Source organism: Dyadobacter sp. CY327 (assembly GCF_021390415.1).
GTDB lineage: Bacteria > Bacteroidota > Bacteroidia > Cytophagales > Spirosomataceae > Dyadobacter > Dyadobacter chenhuakuii.
Genome location: NZ_JAJUXJ010000005.1, coordinates 1 through 24,173 on the forward strand (window position 1 = coordinate 1; position 24,173 = coordinate 24,173).

Here is a 24,173-nt window from a genome sequence, read left to right on the forward strand (position 1 = left end):
TATCAAAATGAACATTGACACTGATATGCAATGGTCAACCTGGGAAGGTCTTCTGAAATATTACAAAGAAAACGAAGGCTTCCTGCAAACGCAATTGGGTAACCCAAATGGCCCCGATTCGCCAAACAAAAAATACTACGACCCCCGCGTATGGCTACGCAAAGGCGAAGAAAGCATGATCCAACGTCTGAAAGTGGCGTTTGAAGATTTGAATTGCATTAACCAGCTAGGGTAATTTTAGCTGAGTTTTGTTGGTATTGAAAAGCAACCTGTGAGGGTTGCTTTTTTTGTGTTCACTAAAATCATTATTGCGGCCTGTTCTATTCCAGATATTAAAGTTGAATAAGGCACTCACTGCTGCTCGCAAAGCTCCGTTCCCATTCCAGGACTAACCTTTTAATAAATAGTATTATTAAAAGGTTAAATAAATGTCGCTTTTATACAAAGTTCACATAGCATCTGCTAGATTGCAACCAAATTCCCAGAATCGTGTCCCAGGAATGGAACCTTCTGCATCCAGCTCAACGCAATCATATAAACAGGACAGAGAGCTTTTGCCATTCCGTCATGCTGAACGCATAATTTGAAATGGGTAAACCCTCCTCTAAGCATGTATCATTAATAATTTTTTAATTTCAGTCGGACAGTATGTGCGGTATTGCAGGATTTATAGATTACAAACAAGGATCATCACAAGAAACTTTAATAAAAATAACCAAAGAACTACATCATCGAGGACCCGACGCATCCGGGCATCAAATATTCGATTCTGCTGGTGTACAAATAGGAATGGGCCATCAGCGCCTGGCTATCATTGATTTATCAGATTCCGGAATACAACCAATGCAATTCGGCGACCTTTGGATTGTGTTTAATGGCGAAATTTATAATTATCAAAATATTAAAGAAGAGCTGCTCTTACTTGGGCATCATTTTACAGGCCATTCCGATACCGAGGTTATTTTACACGCATTCCAGCAATGGGGAATTTCATGTGTAGACAAGTTTATTGGAATGTTTGCTTTCGTAATTTACGATGCGAAAGCCCGGACAATACACTGCGTTAGAGACAGGGCAGGAATTAAACCTTTCTTCTACTATTGGCATGACGGCCTGTTTTTGTTTGCTTCCGAATTAAAGGCGTTTCATAAGCACCCACAGTTTAAAAAGGAAATCAACTTTGATGCAGTTGCCGCATTCATGCAGCATGGCCATGTGCCAACACCTCATTGTATTTTTAACTACGCCTATAAGTTACGGCCAGGACATTATCTCAAATTGAACATTGATTCCAGAGCGCTCGATATTGTCAAATACTGGGACGTTTATAGTGCTTATAATAAACCGAAACTGGATATTTCCTTTGAAGAGGCAAAAACAGAAACAGAGAAAATATTAAAATCCGCATTTGAATACAGGATGGTGTCTGACGTTCCTGTCGGTGTATTTCTTAGCGGCGGATATGATAGTGCCTGCCTCACCGCTATCTTACAGAAGGATCGCAATGAAAAACTCAAAACGTTTACCATAGGCGTTCCGGATATTGGCTTGAACGAGTCGGAATATGCAAAAAGTGTGGCCGATCATCTTGGCACAGAGCATCATGAATATAGCTGCACGCAAAAAGAAGCCCTGGAATTAATTTCGGAACTACCCTACTACTATGATGAGCCGTTTGGCGATCAAAGCGCCATTCCAACCATGTTTTTATGCAAAATGACGTCCGATCAGGTGACAGTGGCTTTAAGTGCGGATGGCGGAGATGAGGTTTTTGCCGGTTATACGCGGTATGAGTATATTATGAAATATGGCAATGCACTTAATCGCATTCCAGGTTTCGCCAGAAAGGGTGTTTCCGATATCATGAACTTGATTTCTGCGGACTACATCCCTTTTATGAAAAATAAGTACAACTTTCATGACAGGTACGAAAAATTTAAGTCCCTGCTGAAAGACCCATCTGCCGAAAATATGATGCTCAGCATTAGCCGACAATTTGATGAGGCACAAATCAGTGCATTACTGAATACAAACGTGAATGCGCTTGAAACCTATTACACCAGTGACGAGCTTTCCAAAAATTTTTATTCTCCACTGGCTTATATGATGGCCGTAGACTATCAGACTTTTTTGTTGGATGATGTTTTACAAAAAGTAGATAGGGCGTCTATGGCATTTAGTCTTGAAAGCAGGGAACCGTTTATTGATCATCGTATTATTGAATGGGCTGCTCGATTGCCTGATAACTATAAGTATAGTAATGGAGTCAAAAAATACATTTTAAAGGAAATCGTTTACAAACATATTCCGAAAGAACTAATGGACCGCCCCAAAATGGGATTCCAGATACCTACTGCAAATTGGCTGTCGACCGACTTAAAAAATCAAGTACTATATTATTTAAGTGACGATAATATAGCCAGTCAGGGAATTTTCCGTCTTCCTGCTGTACAAAAACTAAGAGAAGGATTTTTCTCCGGAAAAAAGGAATTTGCACATAAAATATGGTATCTACTTATGTTTCAGATGTGGTATGAGAAGTGGATGGATTGACCATAATCCGCTCTCTATGCGCCATTCCCCACTTCCTTAACACCTCAATTACAGGCTTCAATGTATGCCCATACTCAGTTAATTTATATTCCACAACCACCGGGATTGAATCATAAACTGTCCTTTTTACCAAACAATTAGCTTCCAGATCACGTAATTCCTTTGATAACATTTTATCGGTAATCCCGGGGATCTCTTTGGCAATTTGGGAAAAGCGTTTGTTGCCGAAGAGCAGGGAAATGATGATCTGCAGCTTCCATTTTCCACTTAACACTTCCAAGGCGTCGCGGACGGGCAGGATGCTTTTCGTGCATTCTTCGTGCGTATGCGCTGTCTTTTTCGTTGTAGTCTCTATTTCTGATCTTTCCATGACTGAACTAATTCCGCTATACTTTGGTATAGTACTTACAAATGTATAGCTTATTTATTTAAGTTTGCATATCAAATTTAAACAAAAGAAAATGAATAACCTGATAGAAGATCTGAATTGGAGATATGCTGCAAAAAGAATGAACGGCCAGATAGTTCCGCAAGAAAAACTAGATACAATCCTGGAAGCCATTAAGTTATCACCATCCTCGGTGGGACTGCAACCTTATAACATTGTTGTGATCAGCGATCAGGATACGAAAGATAGGATTTTCAAGGAAGCTGCTCCTCAGCAGCAAATTCCTGAGGCCTCACACTTACTGGTTTTTGCTGCATGGGAGAAAATCACGGCACAGCAAATCACCGATTACATGAACCTGATCGCAACGACCCGTGGCGTTTCAGTTGAGTCGCTTTCTAAATTTCAGGAAAGTGTCACCGGTGGCATACTGAGTCGCTCTGAGGAAGTTAATTTCAACTGGGCGGCACGTCAGGCCTACATTGCGCTTGGACATGCATTGGTTGCGGCAGCGACGGAGCACGTGGACGCGACTCCTATGGAAGGTTTTAACAATGCTAAACTGGATGAGATTCTTGGTCTGACCGAAAAAGGATTAAAAAGTGTTGTCATTATGACGTTGGGTTACCGAGATAGCGAAAATGACGTTTTGTCCAACGCAAAAAAGGTAAGAAGATCGCATGAAGAGCTTTTTATATCGCTTTAATAGACCTCTTTTCAGCACCAACCCTGCGTGAAAAGATTAACATTTGAACACTAACCCACTGAAATTATGAAAGTTGAAATATGGAGTGACGTAATGTGCCCTTTTTGTTATATCGGCAAAAGGAAATTTGAAAAAGCACTTGAACAATTCCCTCAGAAGGATAAGATCCAGGTTGAATGGAAAAGTTTTCAGCTCAATCCGGCTATGAAAACGGAGCCGGGAAAAAGCATCAACGATTATCTGGCGGAGGTGAAAGGCTGGTCGCCGGATTATGCGGCGCAGATGAACGACCATGTGAGTTCGATTGCCGCTGAGGTGGGATTGGAGTACAATATGGATAAAGCTGTGGTTGCAAATTCCTTCGATGCGCATCGCTTTGTTCAGTATGCAAAAACAAAAGGCAAGGGCGACGACGCAGAAGAGCAGTTATTCAAAGCTTATTTTACGGATGGCAAGAACACCGCAGATCATGCAACATTGCTTGATTTGGGAACTCAAATTGGACTTGATACGGAAGAATTGAAATCTGTCCTGGAAGGATCAAAATTCAGTGATGAGGTTCGAAAAGATATTTACGAAGCACAGCAAGTTGGCGCACGCGGCGTTCCTTTCTTTGTTTTGGACAGAAAATACGCTGTTTCTGGTGCCCAGCAGCCGGAAACATTCTTAGGCGCTTTGGAAAAATCATTCTCCGAATGGGAGAAAACAAACCCCGAACCATTGGTTTCCCTGGCCGACGGCGCAAACTGCACGGTCGATGGTCAATGTGATTAAGGCGTAACGGCAGCTTGGTACGGTTATAGAGAAGAGTCAGCAAGGGCACAAATCAGAAATTTCATCTAATTTGTGCTTATTGCAAAAATTGACGATTTACCTCTATGCGTGTTGCGTTGCTCCTGATCATATTATGTATTGGCTTACAGTCGCAGTTAATCGCAGGCGGAATAAAAGGCCGCATCTCTAATGCAAAAGGAGAAGCACTTTCCTATGCCGGCATTGCCGTAAAAGGCACGAGCAACGGAACCATGGCCAATGAAGAAGGTGAATACGAATTTACCTTACTACCAGGAAGTTACGAGGTCATATTTCAGTTTTTGGGATTCAAAAGTGTTTCAAAAAATGTAACAGTCGGCAACGACTTTACAGAACTGAATGTAGTCCTCGAAGAACAGGCGCTTAACCTACGTGAAGCGACTATTGGAAAGGGCAAGGAAGATCCTGCATATAGCATTATGCGGCGGGCTATCGCCAAGGCGCGTTTTCATCAGCTACAACTACGCGGCTACACGGCAAAAGTTTATTCCAGAAGCACCGCACTGCCCACAAAAATTCCATATCTGGTTGAAAAAAGATTGAAAAAAGAGGGCGTTCAGGAAGGAAAAGCAATTCTTAATGAGAGTGTTGCTGAAATAAAATACCGCCGGCCGGCTAGTTATACGCAAAAGATTATTTCGACACGAAACAGTCTGGATAACAGCATTCCCTCTCCCAACGAATATATTTTAGCAAGCCTTTACAGTCCGGAAATAGCCGGAACCATCTCCCCGCTCTCTCCTAGGGCATTTGCCTATTATCGATTTGAATATGAAGGTTATTTCGAAGATCAGGGCCAATTGGTCAACAAAATAAAAGTGATTCCACGCGCTTATGGGGAAGGTGTTTTTAAGGGAAGCCTGTTCATTTTGGAAGATCGCTGGGCCATTCACAGCTATGATTTGCAAACCACTACAAGCGGACTGAACATTTCTGCCAAACAGATTTTCAGCCCGGTTCAGAATGTGTGGATTCCTGTGAATCAGCAGTTTCGCATTAATGGAAGTTATTTGGGCTTTGCAGGAGAATTCAAATATCTGGTTTCCCTGACTTACCAGAAACTGGATATCGATCCGGGCCTGAAAGAAGACATTGTCATTGCAGATCACGAAAAGGAAGATGTGAAGGAGGCAAACCGGAAGGAAAATCTTGAAAAATTGATCCGCGAACAGAAGCAATTCTCGACCAAGGATTTCCGAAAACTCACCAAGGAATACGAGAAAGAGCAGAAAAAAGAACGCAAAATGGAAGGCGGCAGCGATCGGCTGGTGCGCCAGGATTCGATTATCATCGACTCTATGGCTAACAAACGCGACACCACTTATTGGCAAGCACTCCGCCCTATCCCACTGACAAAATCGGAAGTGACCAGTTATGTGCTGCAAGACAGCATTAAAGTGGTAAAAGATGCGATTCGCGAAAAAAGAAAGCCCGACTCGCTGGCATTCAGGCCGCTGCACTTGATTACAGGTAACACTTATGCGCTGGGCAACAGGCGAACGTTCTACTTCAAAAGCCCGATCCTGTCAATCAGTTACAACACAGTCGAAGGAAATGCTATCAACTTTCTTACTGAATGGGAAAAGAAATGGGGCAAGTCATACCGCTTCAGCATTAGTCCGCTCGTCCGCTATTCTTTCGGGCGCAAAAGGGTTTATGGAAACCTGACAACCAACATTGGCAATGACAAATGGAATCTTATGCTATCCGGTGGAGAAATGGCCAGTCAGATCAACAATAACAACCCCATTCCTCCCCTTCCCAACAGCATTGCGGCCAGGTTTTTTGACCGGAACTTTATGAAGCTGTATCAAAAACAATATGGCCGGGCCGAGTTTTCACTGCGCAACATTGCTGATGTTTTTAGTCTGAATGCAGGATTAGAATTTGAGCACAGAAAAGAGCTTTTCAACCAGGAAAGTGCGCGTCCTATTTTCTTCTGGAGTCAATATTATTACACACCCAACCGCCCAGAAAACAGGGAATTGCAAAACACCGGCTTCGCTATACACAATGCAACTATTCTGGACCTGACCGCAACCGTGCGTCCGTGGCGGCGTTACCTGATCAGGAATGGTGAAAAACGATATTTAAGAAGCAAAGGACCATCATTTAGTCTTAATTATAAAACTGGTCTTGGATTTGCCGGAGATGTGGATTACTCAATGCTGCAAGGAAACATTCGCCAGAATTTGAGCCTGGGGCCGCGGAGTAATCTTGAATATTATGTAAATGGCGGCGGTTTTTTGAGTACAAAACAAATGTATTTCCCTGATTACCGTCACTTCATGGGAAATGAGTTCTTTTTCCAGTATGCCTATCCGCCCGACCAGTTCCGAATGCTGCAATATTACCGTTACAGTACGTCATCCTGGTTTTTTCAGGCGCATGCCACCTGGACTTCGCAGCGATTTGCGCTTACCCGTATTGAAGCACTGCGGATCACAGGCATCTCGGAAACGCTGCAATTGCATTATCTGAGAGTGCCAACAATCCGCAATTACACCGAGGCGGTTTATGGAATTGATGACATCCTTCGCATTATCCGCCTGGAAGCCGTCGCCCAGTTCCACGGCAGCCATTTCAAGGGAATGGGTTGGCGCGTGGGGACTTCCATTAAGTTTGGACGATAAAAAAGGCATTCAATTATGTGCATAAAAAAGGGGCTTTCTCAGTTGAGAAAGCCCCTTTTTACCACTTCAATTTTATCACTTTACGACTTTATCAGCTTTGAACCGCGGCAATTCTTTCGATATAGACGGATAGGAGTTGTTATCCGGATTAATGTCCGCCATTCGCTGACTTGGATCTATGACGATCCTTTCAATGTCAGCAAGATTTCTGTCGATCGTAAATGAATATTCCGGATAAGTCCAGCCCCAATCATTCAGTAATGTGGTTTTGGAATACATTGCTTCTGATTTTTCTCCGCGCATGAGTTCCAGGGGAATGTTGAAGTTTTCCTGACTTCCGTCTTTATAACTTACCACAACATCCAATGGCATAGGCATCTGGCCTATTTTTTCCAAAACAACAGTTGTTTTAGCTGCATTGGATACAACCTCTTTAATGCCATAGTCAATGGTTTTGGTTGTTCCTACAAAATCCTCCCAGTACCAATCCAGTTCAAGACCCGATTCTTTTTCCATGATCCGTTTCAGATCATTGGGGTTAGGATGTTTGAATTTCCACTCGTTATAATAGCGTTTCATGCCACTTTCCAACTTCTGGCTGCCGATAATGTAGCCTAGCTGATTAAGGAAAACTGCGCCTTTGGCATAACTGGCCGTGCTATATGCGCGATTTGTGTTGAAATGATCGGCATGTGTGGTCAATGGTTCTTCCAGACCTGACTTTACCAGATTGCGATAACCTGCCGTGCTTCCCCGCTGAGCATCCAGTCTTGAAGGAAACAATTCAGCCATGACAATGTTCTGCGCATAGCTGGTAAAACCTTCGTCCATCCACGCATATTTGGATTCGTTTGTGCCTAATATCTGCTGAAACCAGCTGTGAATGGATTCATGAACCGTTACACTTACCAATCCGCCCAGGTTCTGACGCCCGGTAATCAATGTTGCCATGGCATACTCCATTCCGCCATCACCACCCTGAATTACCGAATACTGCTTGTAAGGATAGCGCCCAAACTTCTCATTCATAATCTTGAAACAACGCACAGCAAGCGGTTCCATTTCTTTCCAGACATTGGCTAAGGTATCTGTTTGATAAAAGAAATGCATATCCAGATTGTCATCCACTTTGATGACGTCATGCTTGTAATCACGATCCGCAGCCCACATGAAATCATGGACTTCGGGTGCGAGGAAATGCCAGGTTAATTTGTCGCCGGGCTTGTGTTTCACCTCTTTCTGGGTGTAGCCGTGGCCAATCTTATCCGGATTTTGCAGGTAACCACTCGCCGCCACGACATAAGAAGCATCTATGGTCAGTTTCACATCAAAATCACCCCAGACGCCATAAAATTCCCTGGCTATATAAGGATTCGCATGCCAGCCTTCGTAGTCATACTCACTCATTTTGGGATACCATTGCGCCATCGAATAATCGATGCCTTCCGCGTTGTCGCGGCCAGTGCGGCGGATCTGAATCGGGACTTGTGCTTCGAAGTCCATCTCAAATGTATGCTGCGATTTAGGAAGGATCTTTTCGTTCAATGTCACTTCCAGGATCGTCCCAACCACTTCATATTTTACAGCCTTACCATTATGCTTCAACGAAAGCACTTTTTCGTAGCCAATTTCAGAAGGGGTTAATTTGGAAATACGGTCTTTTACACGTGGGTCCGGGTCGCTGATGGTGCGGGAGCGAACGTCCATCTGGCTGCCTGGCTGGAATGCATTCAGGTATAAGTGGTAAAAAACCTTATGGAGCGTGTCGGGGGAATTATTGCTGTAAATCAGCTTTTGCTTTCCTTTATATTGATGCTTGGTGGCGTCAAAATCAACTTCCATCTGATACTTCACGCGCTGCTGCCAACGATCACTTTGTGCTGAAACCTGCAAGCTGATCGCAGTCATTGCCAACACGATAAAATTCAACTTCATTCGTACTCTTTTTGGTTTGTTATAATGCAAAATAAGTGTTTTGTTCGGTTTTCTCAGGATTGAAAACGTGAGAGGCATTAGAATATTCGGAAGCATCAAAGAAAAAACCGTAAAAATGGGCATCATTCTCCCCATAAAAACAGTAACAATTCTTCTATTTTCGCCAAAATTCCGATGCGGATGAACGTTTTATGGCGTCGGCAGCTTTTGGCACATAATTGGTAAAACTGTTTTCATATTTCATTATGAACTAAAACCATTTGTCAATTATGTTAAGATGGACCGTAATTTTTCTGATAGTTGCCATTATTGCCGGTGTATTGGGCTTTGGTGGAATTGCTGCCGGAGCAGCTGGAATCGCTAAAATTCTTTTCTTCGTATTCCTTGTACTATTTGTGTTGAGCTTAATTAGCCGTGGAGTCGGGCGATCCTGACGATAACGGAACAATATTAAAAAAGCGGACAATTGTCCGCTTTTTTCGTTTGTATGCTATTCCCATTCAATGGTTGCCGGCGGCTTCGACGAAATGTCGTAAACCACGCGGTTAACACCTTTTACTCTATTGATAATGTCATTGGAAACCTCAGCAAGGAAATCATATGGCAAATGCGCCCAGTCGGCTGTCATTCCATCAATCGAGGTCACAGCACGAAGAGCAACTACACTTTCGTAAGTCCGCTCATCCCCCATCACACCCACACTTTGAACCGGCAAAAGCATAGCGCCTGCCTGCCAGACGTCTTTATATAAATTCCATTTGCGGAGCCCGCCGATAAAAATAGCGTCCACTTCCTGCAAGATCGCTACTTTCTCCGGAGTGATTTCTCCTAAGATACGAATGGCAAGTCCGGGACCCGGGAACGGATGACGGCCTAATATTTTTTCATCAATGCCCAATGTCCGGCCCACAGCCCTTACTTCATCTTTAAACAAAGTATTCAGCGGCTCAACGATTTTCAGTTTCATGAAATCCGGCAAACCACCCACATTATGGTGCGATTTGATCGTTGCAGACGGCCCGTTAATAGAAACCGACTCAATAACATCCGGATAGATCGTTCCCTGTCCCAGCCATTTCACTTCCTCAATCAAATGTGCTTCCTGATCAAAAATATCAATGAAGGATTTGCCAATTGCTTTCCGCTTCGCTTCGGGCTCCGACAGTCCGTTTAGGGATTGGTAAAAGTGTGATTTTGAATCAACACCTTTGATATTTAAGCCCATATCCTGGTAAGAATGAAGCACTTCCGCGAATTCATCCTTACGCAAAAGACCATTATCAACGAAAATGCAATATAGATTTGAGCCGATGGCCTGGTGAACCAGCGTAGCAGCAACCGTAGAATCTACACCGCCCGAAAGCGCCATTACCACCTTATCATTGCCCAGCTTCTTGCGAAGGTTTGCAATGGTTTGTTCTACAAAAGATTCTGCTGTCCAATCCTGCTTGCAACCACAAATTTTGGCTACAAAATTGTACATCAGCTTCTTACCTTCGGTCGTATGCGTAACCTCGGGGTGAAACTGAATGCCGTATGTAAGTTCATTTTCAATTTTGAATGCAGCCACTTTCACCGATTCTGTCGAAGCGATCACGTGGAAGTCGTTCGGGGCGCGAACAATGGTATCGCCGTGTGACATCCAAACCTGAGAAGACTCCGATAATCCGGCCAGCAATGAGGAATCCGTATCGTCAATAACCAGACGGGCGCGGCCATATTCTCGGTGCTGCGAAGGTTTCACATCGCCACCCAGCTCCTGCGCCAGCAATTGCGCACCGTAGCAAACGCCCAGAACAGGCACTATTTTACGGAACTGATCCAAATCTATTCGCGGTGCGTCGGTATCCCGAACGGAACATGGGCTTCCGGAAAGAATTACGCCTTTAATGTTGGGAGTGAGGTCGGGGAAATTATTGTAAGGATGGATTTCACAATAAACATTAAGCTCACGAACACGACGTGCTATTAACTGAGTGTATTGCGAACCAAAATCTAAAATCAGAATTTGTTCAGTCATATAAATGCTATCTAAAACGCAAATGTAGGGAGATTGGCCCAAATCAAAAAACCGGATTTAATCATTCTGCTGGCGGACAAATGCATTATACGCGGGCAAATTTTAATTTTTTCAATGTAAATTTGTACAAACGCTGCGTTCTGATTACCTTTACGTAAATTTTCAATATATAATTAATATGAATCAAGGAACAGTAAAATTCTTTAATGACTCAAAAGGTTACGGGTTTATTAAAGACACAGAAACAGGACAGGACTACTTTGTACACATCTCCGGTCTTGTGGACGAAGTTCGCGAAAATGACGACGTTACTTTTGATCTTCAGGAAGGACGTAAAGGGCTTAACGCGATCAATGTTAAGCTTGCCTGATAGGGACTTAATATAAAAATGTAAAAACCGCTTCTCGAAGCGGTTTTTTTTGTGCCCTGGTCATTCACAACGGCATTTTACCACTTAAACTTTTTTTCTCGCCACATGCAACTTTCTTTATTCCCTTTGTATCTATCAAGCAAACAACAGGCACACATTATCCGCTTATGTAACATTAAAACCACTTATGTAATCTAAGGTTCTATGTTATACAAAGTACTTACTTTTACACTGTACCGGAAAGGAAAATAACGCACCCGAAGCCGGACACTGAACATAATCTATTAGCCATGAAATTCTTATTAAACCTAACTGTAGCGCTGCTGCTGGCTGGAACTTTTGTGCAGGCACAAACCACTTCCGCCACTCCCGGCAAGGGAAAAGTATCCGGGGCAATCCTGGATGAAAAAGCCCAGCCTTTTCCGTTTGTCAATGTATTATTATTAAAGGCAAGCGATTCCACCCTGGTGAAAGGGCTTGCGGCTGACGACGGCGGTAAATTTTTATTCGACCAAGTTCCAGCCGGCAAATTCCTGACGCTGGTTTCGATGGTCGGTTACCAAAAAAGTTACAGCGCACCTTTCAATGTCAATGACGACGCTGTTGAACTTCCCACCATTTCCCTAAAAACCGACACGCAGGCATTGAATGAAGTGACGGTCGTTGCTAAAAAACCATTCATCGAACAGCAGATTGACCGTACTGTTGTGAATGTCGAGAATAGCATCGTTTCTGCGGGTGCCACGGCGCTGGAAGTTCTGGAACGTGCACCTGGCGTAACGGTTGACCAGCAAAATGAGCAATTGAAATTGCGCGGAAAAGAAGGTGTAATCGTTCAAATTGATGGAAAACAGACCTTTCTATCCCAACAAGAACTCATCACGCTCCTGCGCAACACGCCCAGTGATAACATCGAAAAAATCGAGCTGATCACCAACCCTTCTGCCAAATACGACGCTGCCGGAAATTCCGGGATCATCAACATTAAGATGAAGCGCAACAAAAATTATGGCACGAACGGAAACCTTAACTTAGGCGCCGCCTACGCCAAATACGGAAGATCCAACGCCACGGCAACTGTTAATCACCGCGCCGGAAAATTAAGCACATTCATCAGCGGAGGCGCTTTTTTCAACAAAGGATTCAATAACAACGACATTTATAGAAGGATCCCGTTCGAAGATAAGGTGACGATTTTTGATCAAAAAACAGAGCGCACCAATAAATCACAATATTATAATGTAAGGGCCGGTGCTGATTACTTTGTTACGGATAAAACAACGGTTGGAGTGCTGGTTTCAGGATTTTATAACAATTGGAGCAATCCATTCGGACAAACCAACACCAGAATCCTGAATGAAGATTTAAGCCTGCAGCGCACATTCAGAACGGATGTTTTCAATGGTGGCAAAATGAACAATGTGAGCGCCAACGCCAATTTGAAGCATCAATTTGACGATAAAGGCAAGGAACTGACATTCGATGTGGACTTTGTCAATTACAGCGGCAGCAAGAAAAGCAACCTGGATACGCGCTATTTCACTCCCCAAGGCCAGGAAGAAACCGGCAGCCGTGAAGCAGTCAGAAACAACATGCCTTCCGACATTAACATTGGCGTTGCCAAACTCGATTACGCGCAGCCATTGGGCAAAGGAAAATTTGAAACAGGCTTGAAAACCAGCTTCGTAGCTTCCGATAATGATATGATTTTTGAAACAAAAGCAGACGAATGGGTGCTGGACCCATCGCGCTCCAACCGCTTCAAATACACCGAAAACGTGAACGCCGCCTATGTGAACTACAATGCCAAAATCACGAAAAAACTAAGCTATCAATTAGGCCTTCGTGCAGAGCACACGCATTCCATTGGTAACTCGGTGACATTGAACCAGAAGCGTGATCGGAATTATGTCAATCTTTTCCCAAGCGTTTTCCTGTCGCAGCAACTCGACACGAACAATGTGCTGAATATTTCTTACAGCCGCCGCATTGATCGTCCTAACTATCAGTCGCTTAACCCGTTCGAATTTTATCTGGATCCTTACACATTCCAGCGCGGTAACCCGAATCTGAAACCGCAATACACGAATTCATTCCAGTTGGTCCACGTTTACAAAAGCAAAATCAACACGACGCTTGCTTACAGCCGCATTAAGGACATGATTGCTGATGAGCTTCCTCAACAGATTGCTTCTGAAAATAAAACATTTGTAACATCGGATAACCTTGATAACCAGGACAATGTAAGCTTGACCGTTTCATTCCCCGTCACATTTACAAAATGGTGGAGCTTACAAGCGAATTTCACCGGGGTTTACAACGCATATAACTCTATTTACCTCGATCAAAAGCTGGAAATCAAGCAGGCATCGTGGAATATGTATGCTAGCAACCAATTTACTTTGGGCAAAGGATGGTCCGCTGAGATCTCCGGATGGTATAACAGCAGAGCGTTCTACGGATTATATGCTGCGAACCCGATGGGGATGCTGAACGCAGGTTTGCAAAAGAACATTTTGAATAAAAAAGGAACGATCCGTCTGAATGTAAACGACATTTTCTGGACAAACCGGTTCAATGGAACTGCGATTTACAAAGACATCGATTTTAAAGTGAAGTCTGAGTGGCCGAGCCGCCAGTTCAGGCTGACGTTTACTTACAATTTTGGTAATCAAAATGTAAAAGGCGCCCGCCAGCGTAATACGGGTTCTGACGATCTTCAGAAACGTGCCGGTGGAGGCAGTTAAGTTGGAATTCCGGTCTGGGCGGACCCGCCGATCGAGGCATCCGTTCTGTGACCCGTGTTCATAAATTAGTTAGGTTTGTTATGCAGAAAAACCATCCCGCGCTATGCGAGATGGTTTTCTTATTTTTTAACCAAACTGATTTCAAAAACAAAAGCCTAAGCTTCCAATGCAGCAACACCAGGAAGCACTTTGCCTTCCATATATTCAAGCAATGCACCGCCGCCCGTAGAAACGTAGCTCACGCGATCGCCATAACCTGCATTGTTGATCGCAGAAGCAGAATCACCACCGCCGATCAAAGAGAACGCATCATTTTCTTCCGTTACCGCCACCACTGACTCAGCGATTGCATTGGTTCCCTGCGCGAAGTTTGCGAATTCAAAAACACCCATCGGACCATTCCAAAGAACCGTTTTCGAGTTTTTAATGATTTCGGAGAATATCTTGATGGTTTCAGGACCAATGTCAAGGCCTTCCCACTCGTCCGGAATTTCGCCGGCTGCAACCACTTTGCGCTGCGCGTCATTGCTGAACTTATCTGCAATCACAGTGTCAACTGGCAATACGAGGTTAACGCCTTTTTCTTTGGCTTTTTTCACCAATTCAAGCGTAAGATCTTGCTTATCAGCCTCTAACAGCGACTTGCCGATCTTTCCACCTTGTGCTTTGGAAAATGTATAGGACATTCCGCCGCCGATGATAAGGTTATCCACCTTGTCGATCAGTCGCTCGATGATCAATATTTTATCTGAGATTTTGGCCCCGCCCATGATCGCTGTGAATGGTCTTTCAGAATGCTCCAAAAGACGCTCCGCGTTATCAAGTTCAGCCTGCATCACATAACCGCAAACTTTATCCGCAAAGAATTTGCCGATCACAGCCGTAGAAGCGTGTGCGCGGTGAGCCGTTCCAAACGCATCCATTACCCACACATCACCCAGTTTCGAAAGCTTCTCTGCAAAACCCTCGTCCCCTTTTTCTTCTTCTTTATAAAAACGAAGATTTTCCAATAACAAAACCTCACCTGCATTTAATGAAGCCGCCAGATCCGTAGCACTTTGACCGATGCAATCATCAGCAAACTTTACCGTTTTACCCAGGATCAAAGACAATGGGTTAACCAGGTGTTTCAGGGAATATTTTTCAGTAGGCCCGTCTTTCGGGCGTCCCAGGTGTGACATCAGAATGACAGATCCTCCATCATTCAAAATTTTACTGATAGTAGGAATAGTTGCTTTGATCCGGGTGTCGTCCGTGATCTCGAATTTGTCATTAAGCGGAACATTAAAGTCCACGCGGACTAGGGCCTTTTTGCCGGAAAAATCGTACGAATCTAATGTTGTCATGGGCATGTAAAATTGTTTTCCATAGGCAGCAAATGTAATCCAATTTCTTTATTATATACTATGATATCAAGAAAATGCGGTATTTGTAATAGGTATAATGCAATTTATACTATCAATTTTTCTAAAAAATCGTCAATTAACAAAATTTTAATCCTTTTCACAGAAGTTATGCAGAACCGTAAAATCTAAGCCGCATTTCTTTCTTCAAAAAGCTTTATTTTGGTAACTTTAATTTTAAATCGAATCCTTACAATCCGTTTTTATCGAAGTGCTACCGAATCCATTTGTGCAGAATATCGAGTTTCCGACGGATCTTCCACCTAAATATTACCACGATTATTTCAACTATGTGCTGGAATTTGTCCGGAAGCGCTACGCCCATGTTTTGAACGAAACGGAGACGCGGTTTCTGGATGATTACGACTCGCTTTCGGAAGATGCGCAATGTCTTTTTATTCGTTTCAGCAATCGCAGCAAGTCTTTTTTCCGGGTCAACAGCCTCTCTTACGCTGAGATCAACGACCTTCCGGCTGTGCTGAATGAGCTTTTGGAAAAAGATTTTATCGAGTCGATTTGCGACGCGCATGAAGGTCGGTTTGCAGAGATCATGGAGCTTTTCACTAAGCCGGAACATTTGCTGTTCACCAAGATCCTTACCCCCGACATTATGCCCGCTAAAACCATCAAAAAGCCCGATCTGGTGCGCTGGCTGATGCATGAATATGATTTCAAAACGCTTTGCGAGATCATTACGGAGCATGAGCCGGTGGTGAAAGTTTCCTATGAAGCCGAAGTGATGGTGATGAAATTCCTGTTTTTCGGGAACCGGAATGCGGATATGACCGAGTTTGTGATCCGCGATCTGGGTCATGTGCGCTTCAATTCCTTTGATGAACAGCATCTGGCCATTCAGTTTGAGACCCGGAAAGATGTGGACGACACATTAATGGTCTCATTGATGAAAGAGACTTTCGACGTGCTGAAAGCCGATCTGCCGCCGGAAGAAATTTTTGACTGGTTTATGAACTGGCATGTAGGCAACGGAACGGGATTAAGTCCGAAAGCGATTCCGTCCTTCAATATGTTCATTCTCAGGGTCAGCGCGTGGCTGGAACGGAAGAAAATGTTGTCGCAGGCATTGAGCATTTATCAGTTGACCAATGATGCGCCTGCGCGCGAACGGCGTGTGCGGCTGCTTTACAACCTGGGCGAAATCGACGAAGCACTGGCCTTATGCGAAGAAATTGCCGAAAATCCGCAAAACGCAGACGAGCGCTATTTCAGTCTGGATTTTCATGAAAGAATCAAGAACAAAAAAACCCGGATCGTCAAACGCACAACCCAGGCGCTGAAATCGGCCGAGGCCATCGAAGTGCCGATTATGTATCGTTACCAGGTCGAACTGGGCGCTATACATTATTACAGAGAGCGCGGCTATCAGGCATTTTTTAGCGAAAATGAGCCCTGGCGGACTTTATTCGGACTGCTGTTTTGGGATGCCATTTACGACACCAATGTGCAGACCATTCACAACCCCCTGCAACGCGTCCCAACCGATTTTTTCCTGCCCGATTTTTATTACAAAAGAGCAGCACAGCTGAAAGAGCGCCTCGAAGCGGCACATTCCAAGGAGATCATTGAGGAGCTCGTCACGCGCACTTACATGGAAAAATACGGCATTACCAACGTGCTGGTGCCTTGGTACGAGGGCGCTTTGGAAAAAGTGCTCGTATTGATTTCGCTGCTAAGCCCCGAGCAGATCCATCTGGTAATGATGGAAATTGCATTAAACCTGCGGGAAAACACGCGTGGCTTTCCCGACTTACTGGTTTGGAATGAAACCGAATATGCTTTTATTGAAATAAAATCCCCTACGGATCACCTGTCATCCAGGCAGTTACACTGGCAGCACTTCTTCAAGGAACACAATGTGCAAAGCCGTATTGTGCGCGTAAAATGGCTGAAAGACGAAGTTTCAATCGATCTCGAAAGTGGCGACAACGGGCAAATGATCTGACGCATATTTCTCGTCAATCACCTTTGTATCAGACCCTTTCAACTTGCTTCCCTGCTTGGACATGATGAAATCAATCGTCTTGTTCGGGGTTTCTACCGGAATGGTGGGTTTGCAGTCGGAGCAGGTTCTGGTGAAATATTTGTCAAAATAAGCGATGACCGGGCTTTCGGGAACTGCATTGAAATCGCCGGCCAGGATCATAGGCAATGTTGTTTTACCTAACTTTTCCATGATCGTCTCTGCTTGTAAAAGACGGTTTGGCTCTTTTAAACCAAGATGCGTGCTTGCAAACATCATTTTTTGCTTGTTAGGCAATGTTACCGTGATTGCCGCGACCGTCCGGTTTTCTTCCGGCTTGTCGGCATGGATCGGCAATGCATATCTTACAGAATCTTCTATTTTGTATTTGCTCAAAACGGCAACGCCATAATCCCCACCCTGATGGTCAATGGCTTTGGAAAAATAAAATTGCATGCCGGTTAACGCGGCAAGTTGCTGCGCCTGGTTTTTCCCTTTTCCGGAGCGCTCGGTGTTCACGTCCACTTCCTGCAAGGCCACAAAATCGGGTTTTTCAGCATTAATGACCTTTGCAATGGCTTCCACATCGATTTTATCCCCGGCCGACGGCGGGTTACAATGGTGAATGTTGTAGGTCATCACTTTGAATTTGTATTTTTTGACCGGCGGATCGGTCGAAGGGCTGGCGAAAGCAGAGAATGCAAGCAGGACAAGCAGACTAAAAAGGCTATTTTTCATAAAGAATTTGAGGTTTAGGAAATTGCTGAACCAAAAGTAGTGGATAGATTTAAAACCGTTTGCTATCATTACACATCAATTCACAAAGCTTAATCAAATGATAAAGAAATTTCTGCTTACCGCCGCGCTCCTGGCCGGTTTCGGGACGTCTTTTGCACAAACCAAACCGGAAGATGTGAAGACTTTCACATTGGCTAACGGCATGAAATTCCTGGTGCTGGAAGACAAATCGATCCCCAACGCCAACATGTATCTGTTCTGGAAAGTGGGTTCGCGGAATGAGGTGCATGGCATTACGGGCCTCTCCCACTTTTTCGAGCATATGATGTTCAATGGCTCCAAAAACTTCGGCCCCAAGGAATTTGACCGTTTTATGGAAGCCAACGGCGGTTCCAATAATGCTTATACCACCGAAAATGTAACCGTCTACACCGACTGGTTCCAGAAAGATGCATTAGAACCGATCTTCAAACTTGAATCGGACCGCATTGCCAGCCTGTCCATCGACCCGAAAATGGTGGAAAGCGAACGCGGCGTGGTGCTTTCCGAGCGCAGCACGGGTTTGGAAAACAGCAATTACAGGCTCATCGGCGAGCTGGTGCAATCGGTTGCTTTTCAGGAACATCCTTATATGTTCCCGGTAATTGGTTTTGAGTCTGACATTAAAAGCTGGACGCAGGAGGATTTGGAGAATTATTTCAAAACTTACTATTCGCCCAATAATGCGACGGTGGTTGTGGTCGGCGATGTGACTTTGGAACAGGTCAAAAAAATGGCAGATCAATACATGGCGCCCATCCCGACAAGAGGTTTGCCGCCAAAGATCAGAACCGTAGAGCCACAGCAGAATGGCGAAAGAAGGGTAACTGCCTATAAAGACATTGCCGCTCCGAATATTCTCATGGCCTACCACATTCCTGAAACCAAACATGAGGACTTTTATGCGCTGGATTTATTGAGCAGTTTGCTTACTTCCGGCAATTCGTCACGTCTTACCAAATCGCTGGTCATGGACTCCACCCTTGCGATGAATGTTTCCAGCGTCACCGACCAAAGTTTCGACCCAAGTCTTTTTCTGATTTACGCCATTGCCAATAGCAATGTTTCTGCACCGGACCTCGAAAAAGCGATTAGTATTCAAATTGATATGATTATAAAAGACGGTGTAAAAGGCGAAGAACTTCAAAAAGTGAAAAATCAGAAGCTGATGGAATTTTATCGGACATTAGAAACCATTAATGGTAAAGCAAATAGTCTGGGCAGTTATGATGTGTTTTTTGGAGATTATAAAAAAATGTTCGAAGCGCCGGAATTGTATAAAAAAGTGACTGTGGACGACATTAAGCGCGTTGCTGCAAAATATTTTACCGAGCGCAACCGGACGGTGGGTTATCTGCTTCCTGAAAAATCAAAATAGCCAAAACCTCACACCGACATTCATTTATCAAATTGAAATATGAAAAAGATACTATTTGTGTTTCTGGCGATGCTCACGCTTTCGGCCTCGGCACAAAACAACTTTAAAGTGCCGCCTTTTGAAAAATTCAAGCTCAAAAACGGCCTGACCATTTACCTGATGGAACAACACGAAGTCCCGCTCATCAATGTCTCGGCTGTTTTTGACGCCGGTGCTATCAATGACGGCCAGCGTTACGGACTTGCGGGCTTAACCGCTGACGCACTGCTTTTTGGCACTGAAAAATACACCAAACCGCAGATCGAAGAAATGATCGATTTCGTGGGCGCGAGCATTAATACGTATGCCAGCAAAGATATGGCAGGTCTGACTTCGTCATTTGCGACCAAGGATCAGGAAAAACTGTTTGACATCATTCAGCAGGTGATTATGCACCCCGTTTTTGACAAAACAGAATTTGAAAAGCACAAGCAGCGCCTTACGCAGGAACTGATCCGGGAAAAAGAGAGCCCGCGCTCGGTAATCAATGCTTACATGAATGCATTCATGTTCAACGACTTCCCGTACGCCGCACCCACCGGTGGCACACCGGCAACCATCGAAAAACTATCCGCAACGGACGCAAAAGCATTTTACGAGAGCAACTACACGTCGGGCCTCGGCGCGATTGCGATCGTAGGCGATTTCAAAGCAGCGGATATGAAAAAGAAAATAACCACCCTCTTCGGAAGTTGGAAAACAGCGCCTTACCGCATGGTAAAACGCGTTGCCCCCGATCTGGAATTCGAAAAAAGTCGCGTGTTATTGGTTGACAAGCCGGATGCCAGGGAAACTACATTTGTTATTGGTGGAAAAGGAATCGATTATAATTCAGCCGATTACGTGCCGGTCCTGGTTGTGAACACGATTTTAGGCGGACGTTTCACTTCCTGGCTGAATGATGCATTACGCGTCAATTCGGGCCTTACTTATGGTGCAAGAAGCGGTTTTAGCCGTTACAAATTCGCAGGAACGTTTGCGATCAGCACATTTACCAAAAACTCCACAACGGTTCCTGCGGTGGATATGGCGTTGCAGGTTTTGGATAGTTTGCACAAAACAGGCATTAATGATGAGATTCTGAAATCAGCCAAAGCTTACGTAAAAGGCAGCTTCCCGCCCGCCTACGAATCCGCGGGAGCGCTCGCAAGGCTCCTGACGGATATGCACTTCTACCACTTCGACGAAAGCTTTATCAACACATTCCAAACAAAAGTAGACGGGCTGACCACTGAAAAAACAAAAGAGATCATTGCCACTTACTTCCCGAAAGACAAGCTGCAATTTGTGATGGTAGGCAAAGCGGACGAGATACGCGAATCAGTCAAAAAATATGGTGAATTAACCGAAAAGCAGATCAAGGCAGACGGATTTTAGTATAACGAGCGTTCTGTTAGCTTTTAAACGAACATTAACCATTCTATAAATGAACAAACTACTGAAAACCTGCCTTTTCGCAGCCGCAGCCTTTACAAGCCAGCCCGATCTGTTTGCGCAGGGCAATGTCTACACGAACCCAATCGGCTTGCAAGCTTATACATTCCGGGGGAGCTGGGATAAGGGGATTGAGGCTACTTTGGATACGATCAAGTCTTTGGGCGTGACGGAAATGGAAGGCGGGCCGATAAAAGGCATGACGAACGAAGAACTGCGTAAGCAGCTTGATAAGCGCGGCATCAAAATGGTTTCCATCGGCGCCGATTACAACAAACTGGCCGAAAGCAGCGCGCAGACTATTGCCGATGCAAAAGCACTGGGCGCAAAATACGTGATGGTCGCCTGGATTCCTCACAAAGGCAAATTCGACCTCGAAACAGCGAAAAAGGCAGTTGCTGATTTCAACAAAGCCGGGAAAGAACTGAAAGAAGCAGGCATAGAGCTTACTTACCACAACCATGGCTATGAATTCGAGCCTTACGAGGACGGAACATTGTTTGACTATCTTGTCAAAAACACGAATCCGGAATACGTAAACTTCGAAATGGATGTGCTATGGACTGCATTTCCGGGACAAGACCCAGCGAAATTGCTCATGAAATATCCAACCCGCTGGAAGCTAATGCACTTGAAAGACCTGAAAAAAGGCGTAGTAGGCAACCTCTCCGGCGGAACGCCAACAACCAACGACGTGGCATTAGGAACAGGCTCCATCGACATCCCAGCCACACTGAAAGCAGCGAAGAAAGTTGGGATCAAGCACTATTTCATCGAGGATGAGAGCCCTTCATATCTGAAGCAAATCCCTCAGACCATTGCTTATATAAAGGGGATTAAGGAGTAGCAAGTTAACCCCCTCTGTCACCCTGAGCGGACGGGGCCGCCCGGCGGTCGAAGGGCTGGTACTTACGAAGGCGCCTTCGTAAGTACCGGCCCTTCGTAGCTTTAGGCTTCGTTAGCAGCGGCCCTTCGTAGCTTTAGGCCTTCGTTAGTATCGGCCCTTCGTTAGCATTGACCCTTGGTCAGTACCGGCCCTTCGGCCGCCGGGCGGCCCCGTCCGCTCAGGGTGACAGGGGGGGTAACATCTTACCAACCCGGGTTTTGCTTTAATGTTGGCGTTTTTTGCAGCTCGTCTTGCATAATTGGGAACAGATAGTGCCTTGGTGCTACGAAGACGCGGCTCTCTATGAAATAGCGCTGCATTCTGTATTTTTTGCCGTCGACTAGAATCTTTCCAGCCGGATCTTCTACCGGCTTCATGCCATTGATCATTCGCTGCGTCTTGGGGTAAGGCCAGGCTTTTTGCGAGCGCTGGTCGTTTGTGCTTCCGGCACTTTGCCAGGCTTGTTCTTTGGCGATCTCCTTGGGTGCGCTTGGTTCCAGATAAAGCCGTGTAGACCATATCCTGTTATTTTCATAGAACAATTCTACCCTTCTTTCCCGTTTGATATACTCGTCCATCAGCGCTTTGCTTGCTTTTGCTCCGGCGGGAATAGGCGCCATGAATGATCTTTTGCGGACGCTATTCAGCAGATCATAAATCTCTGCATTGGGCCCGGCGGTTTCGTTTACGGCCTCGGCATAGATGTAGATAAATTCTGGCAAGCGCCATACAGGCGGGCCGCTGATGGAGAAACTCTTATCCCGGTTCCAGGATTCCCGCAAGATTTTTCTCAGGAAATAACCTGTTGTCGTTGAGTTGGTTGCACCCACTTTGTCGGCGCCGGAAGCGGTGTTGATCACTTTTCCTTTGAATGTTGAGCCGTGGTAAACAATGTCCCTGTAAAATCTTGGATCACGTTTTACGCTTTCGTAGGGGTTACCATCGTCATAGCCGTCTTTTTTTGCACGGGTAGCGTAAACCGGATAGCCAAATCCATCGGGGGCAATGTATTCATACTCATCCACCTGCTCCTGAACGGGCATCTGACGCGAGCTTCCGCCCCAGCTCGGCGGATAAATGTCACCCTGCCAGTTGTTATCTTTATCACGTGTTACAAAGAAAACCGCTTCGTTCTGGAATGCTTCCATGTTGTGATACAAATCCCAAAGCCGGGCTGGGACCTTGGAATTGTTATTGTTCACGCCAGCATCGTCCCGAAAATCCGTTGCGTCGTGGCCCTGATAGAGCGAATAACGCTGACGACCCTCCACTTTGAAATCAATAACCGCTTTGGCCGCCGCTTTTGCTACGTTCCAGCGCTCGGGCTTATACGCATATTCAGCAGCAAACGCACGCGTATCATTCGGGAAGGTGCCGCCATTCCACATGGGAGTTGCTGCCATCCAGGCCACAATGGCCTTTAAACCCAGGCAAGCGCCCTGATCCACTCTTCCAAAGTCGGCCCCGCCCCAGCTGGGAGGCACCAGCGCCATCGCAGAATCGCAATCCTGATAAATTTTTGCTGCAATGGAGTGAAAAGATTCCTGTTTAAAGTCCTTTGGATCCGTGGTGCCAATGGTGCGGTTCACATAAACCACCTCTCCATACATGCGCGCCGCCAGATAGTGGAAGTAAGCGCGTAGAAAATATGTTTCACCCAACCGCTTATTCAGATCTCCCGCCTGCAATGGGTTATCAGGCGTTTTGTATTTCCGGACCCCTTCAAGGATCACATTCGCCTTGCGGATCCGTCCGTATAAATCCCACCAATATTGCCCCCGGCTGCTCCCGGCAGGCATGACGCTGGCATTCCAGTCGCCATTGTTGAATTTGTTGGTTAGGCTTCCTTCTGCTGTGGAACCTTCTGCCTCGTCGGTAACAGGCGCGGTGGAAAAGTGGGAGAAAAATACGAGCGGGCTGTTGGAGCCTTTTGCATTGTCGTAGAGATCGGTAATGAGCTGGTTTGTTTTGTTATACCGGGTAAAAACCTGCTCGGCATCCAGCTGGTCATCCGGCTTTCTGTCCAGAAAATCTTCCTTGCAAGCCGAAAGCAGTGCGCAGGCGAAGCAAAGGATGGTGATATATATTTTTCTAGTTATCATAAAATCTTTGG

At 45.1% G+C, this 24,173-nt stretch carries 18 protein-coding genes; 12 read left to right on the forward strand and 6 right to left on the reverse strand.

Translation table 11 applies throughout. From position 1 onward, the window contains the following. Together LZG74_RS13560 and asnB are read left to right on the forward strand one after the other, a co-directional pair. A partial coding sequence (locus LZG74_RS13560; protein ID WP_233797109.1) for a class II fructose-bisphosphate aldolase occupies positions 1 to 235 on the forward strand: 235 nt, incomplete at its 5' end. A gap of 413 nt (positions 236 to 648) precedes the next feature. Next, the gene (gene asnB, locus LZG74_RS13565; protein WP_233797110.1) at positions 649 to 2,553 is read left to right on the forward strand and encodes an asparagine synthase (glutamine-hydrolyzing); all 1,905 of its coding nucleotides are present in this window, start codon (positions 649 to 651) and stop codon (positions 2,551 to 2,553) included. On the opposite strand, the gene LZG74_RS13570 is transcribed toward asnB, so the two are convergent. After that, the gene (locus tag LZG74_RS13570) at positions 2,516 to 2,923 is read right to left on the reverse strand and encodes a helix-turn-helix domain-containing protein (RefSeq protein WP_233797111.1); all 408 of its coding nucleotides are present in this window, start codon (positions 2,921 to 2,923) and stop codon (positions 2,516 to 2,518) included. The two genes, asnB and LZG74_RS13570, sit on opposite strands and share 38 nt — an antisense overlap. Before the next feature lie 91 nt (positions 2,924 to 3,014). Between LZG74_RS13570 and LZG74_RS13575 the strand changes: the two genes are divergently transcribed. The 3 genes from LZG74_RS13575 to LZG74_RS13585 all read left to right on the forward strand — a co-directional run bounded on the left by LZG74_RS13575 (position 3,015) and on the right by LZG74_RS13585 (position 7,093). Continuing rightward, complete coding sequence (locus LZG74_RS13575) at positions 3,015 to 3,647, forward strand: NAD(P)H-dependent oxidoreductase (RefSeq protein ID WP_233797112.1); 633 nt, start codon at positions 3,015 to 3,017, stop codon at positions 3,645 to 3,647. Positions 3,648 to 3,713: 66 nt separating this feature from the next. Then, entirely contained in the window at positions 3,714 to 4,421 is a 708-nt protein-coding gene (locus tag LZG74_RS13580) for a DsbA family protein (RefSeq protein WP_233797113.1), read from the forward strand. A gap of 104 nt (positions 4,422 to 4,525) precedes the next feature. After that, a complete protein-coding gene (locus tag LZG74_RS13585; protein ID WP_233797114.1) occupies positions 4,526 to 7,093 on the forward strand; it encodes a DUF5686 and carboxypeptidase regulatory-like domain-containing protein in 2,568 nt (855 codons plus the stop codon). A gap of 75 nt (positions 7,094 to 7,168) precedes the next feature. Here LZG74_RS13585 and LZG74_RS13590 read toward each other — a convergent pair whose 3' ends face one another. Continuing rightward, positions 7,169 to 9,028 (reverse strand): M1 family metallopeptidase, encoded by a 1,860-nt coding sequence (locus LZG74_RS13590; RefSeq protein WP_233797115.1) that lies wholly within the window; start codon positions 9,026 to 9,028, stop codon positions 7,169 to 7,171. A 269-nt stretch (positions 9,029 to 9,297) separates the two neighbouring features. On the opposite strand from LZG74_RS13590, the gene LZG74_RS13595 reads away from it, so the two are divergent. Then, on the forward strand, positions 9,298 to 9,462 hold the full coding sequence (locus LZG74_RS13595) for a DUF1328 family protein (RefSeq protein WP_026628251.1): 165 nt from the start codon (positions 9,298 to 9,300) through the stop codon (positions 9,460 to 9,462). A gap of 56 nt (positions 9,463 to 9,518) precedes the next feature. Here the strand turns inward: LZG74_RS13595 and guaA are convergent, their stop codons facing one another. Continuing rightward, the gene (gene guaA / locus LZG74_RS13600) at positions 9,519 to 11,048 is read right to left on the reverse strand and encodes a glutamine-hydrolyzing GMP synthase (protein ID WP_233797116.1); all 1,530 of its coding nucleotides are present in this window, start codon (positions 11,046 to 11,048) and stop codon (positions 9,519 to 9,521) included. A 178-nt stretch (positions 11,049 to 11,226) separates the two neighbouring features. On the opposite strand from guaA, the gene LZG74_RS13605 reads away from it, so the two are divergent. Next, on the forward strand, positions 11,227 to 11,418 hold the full coding sequence (locus LZG74_RS13605; protein WP_026628253.1) for a cold-shock protein: 192 nt from the start codon (positions 11,227 to 11,229) through the stop codon (positions 11,416 to 11,418). Between the two features lie 290 nt (positions 11,419 to 11,708). Further along, the gene (locus LZG74_RS13610) at positions 11,709 to 14,165 is read left to right on the forward strand and encodes a TonB-dependent receptor domain-containing protein (protein ID WP_233797117.1); all 2,457 of its coding nucleotides are present in this window, start codon (positions 11,709 to 11,711) and stop codon (positions 14,163 to 14,165) included. Positions 14,166 to 14,320: 155 nt separating this feature from the next. On the opposite strand, the gene LZG74_RS13615 is transcribed toward LZG74_RS13610, so the two are convergent. Further along, a complete protein-coding gene (locus LZG74_RS13615) occupies positions 14,321 to 15,511 on the reverse strand; it encodes a phosphoglycerate kinase (protein WP_233797118.1) in 1,191 nt (396 codons plus the stop codon). A gap of 286 nt (positions 15,512 to 15,797) precedes the next feature. On the opposite strand from LZG74_RS13615, the gene LZG74_RS13620 reads away from it, so the two are divergent. Beyond that, complete coding sequence (locus LZG74_RS13620) at positions 15,798 to 17,528, forward strand: VRR-NUC domain-containing protein (protein ID WP_233797119.1); 1,731 nt, start codon at positions 15,798 to 15,800, stop codon at positions 17,526 to 17,528. On the opposite strand, the gene LZG74_RS13625 is transcribed toward LZG74_RS13620, so the two are convergent. Next, positions 17,487 to 18,284: an endonuclease/exonuclease/phosphatase family protein gene (locus tag LZG74_RS13625; protein ID WP_233797120.1), complete on the reverse strand. Its 798-nt coding sequence runs from the start codon at positions 18,282 to 18,284 to the stop codon at positions 17,487 to 17,489. The genes LZG74_RS13620 and LZG74_RS13625 overlap by 42 nt on opposite strands. 97 nt (positions 18,285 to 18,381) lie before the next feature. On the opposite strand from LZG74_RS13625, the gene LZG74_RS13630 reads away from it, so the two are divergent. Genes LZG74_RS13630 through LZG74_RS13640 form a run of 3 tightly spaced genes read left to right on the forward strand, consistent with a single transcriptional unit; the run spans position 18,382 to position 22,021 of the window. Further along, on the forward strand, positions 18,382 to 19,701 hold the full coding sequence (locus LZG74_RS13630) for a pitrilysin family protein (protein WP_233797121.1): 1,320 nt from the start codon (positions 18,382 to 18,384) through the stop codon (positions 19,699 to 19,701). 39 nt (positions 19,702 to 19,740) lie between these two features. Continuing rightward, complete coding sequence (locus tag LZG74_RS13635; protein WP_233797122.1) at positions 19,741 to 21,117, forward strand: pitrilysin family protein; 1,377 nt, start codon at positions 19,741 to 19,743, stop codon at positions 21,115 to 21,117. A 49-nt stretch (positions 21,118 to 21,166) separates the two neighbouring features. Further along, entirely contained in the window at positions 21,167 to 22,021 is an 855-nt protein-coding gene (locus LZG74_RS13640; RefSeq protein WP_233797123.1) for a sugar phosphate isomerase/epimerase, read from the forward strand. Positions 22,022 to 22,263: 242 nt separating this feature from the next. Here the strand turns inward: LZG74_RS13640 and LZG74_RS13645 are convergent, their stop codons facing one another. Next, positions 22,264 to 24,162 (reverse strand): RagB/SusD family nutrient uptake outer membrane protein, encoded by a 1,899-nt coding sequence (locus LZG74_RS13645; protein ID WP_233797124.1) that lies wholly within the window; start codon positions 24,160 to 24,162, stop codon positions 22,264 to 22,266. Positions 24,163 to 24,173 lie beyond the last annotated feature (11 nt).

What these genes read in the sequence shown, in the direction of transcription:
- LZG74_RS13625 (WP_233797120.1), bottom strand. Translation starts at nt 18,284, where the DNA reads ATGAAAAATAGCCTTTTTAGTCTGCTTGTCCTGCTTGCATTCTCTGCT.
- LZG74_RS13595 (WP_026628251.1), top strand. Translation starts at nt 9,298, where the DNA reads ATGTTAAGATGGACCGTAATTTTTCTGATAGTTGCCATTATTGCCGGT.
- LZG74_RS13605 (WP_026628253.1), top strand. Translation starts at nt 11,227, where the DNA reads ATGAATCAAGGAACAGTAAAATTCTTTAATGACTCAAAAGGTTACGGG.
- LZG74_RS13645 (WP_233797124.1), bottom strand. Translation starts at nt 24,162, where the DNA reads ATGATAACTAGAAAAATATATATCACCATCCTTTGCTTCGCCTGCGCA.
- guaA (WP_233797116.1), bottom strand. Translation starts at nt 11,048, where the DNA reads ATGACTGAACAAATTCTGATTTTAGATTTTGGTTCGCAATACACTCAG.
- LZG74_RS13575 (WP_233797112.1), top strand. Translation starts at nt 3,015, where the DNA reads ATGAATAACCTGATAGAAGATCTGAATTGGAGATATGCTGCAAAAAGA.
- LZG74_RS13585 (WP_233797114.1), top strand. Translation starts at nt 4,526, where the DNA reads ATGCGTGTTGCGTTGCTCCTGATCATATTATGTATTGGCTTACAGTCG.
- LZG74_RS13615 (WP_233797118.1), bottom strand. Translation starts at nt 15,511, where the DNA reads ATGACAACATTAGATTCGTACGATTTTTCCGGCAAAAAGGCCCTAGTC.
- LZG74_RS13640 (WP_233797123.1), top strand. Translation starts at nt 21,167, where the DNA reads ATGAACAAACTACTGAAAACCTGCCTTTTCGCAGCCGCAGCCTTTACA.
- asnB (WP_233797110.1), top strand. Translation starts at nt 649, where the DNA reads ATGTGCGGTATTGCAGGATTTATAGATTACAAACAAGGATCATCACAA.
- LZG74_RS13610 (WP_233797117.1), top strand. Translation starts at nt 11,709, where the DNA reads ATGAAATTCTTATTAAACCTAACTGTAGCGCTGCTGCTGGCTGGAACT.
- LZG74_RS13630 (WP_233797121.1), top strand. Translation starts at nt 18,382, where the DNA reads ATGATAAAGAAATTTCTGCTTACCGCCGCGCTCCTGGCCGGTTTCGGG.
- LZG74_RS13580 (WP_233797113.1), top strand. Translation starts at nt 3,714, where the DNA reads ATGAAAGTTGAAATATGGAGTGACGTAATGTGCCCTTTTTGTTATATC.
- LZG74_RS13590 (WP_233797115.1), bottom strand. Translation starts at nt 9,028, where the DNA reads ATGAAGTTGAATTTTATCGTGTTGGCAATGACTGCGATCAGCTTGCAG.
- LZG74_RS13570 (WP_233797111.1), bottom strand. Translation starts at nt 2,923, where the DNA reads ATGGAAAGATCAGAAATAGAGACTACAACGAAAAAGACAGCGCATACG.
- LZG74_RS13635 (WP_233797122.1), top strand. Translation starts at nt 19,741, where the DNA reads ATGAAAAAGATACTATTTGTGTTTCTGGCGATGCTCACGCTTTCGGCC.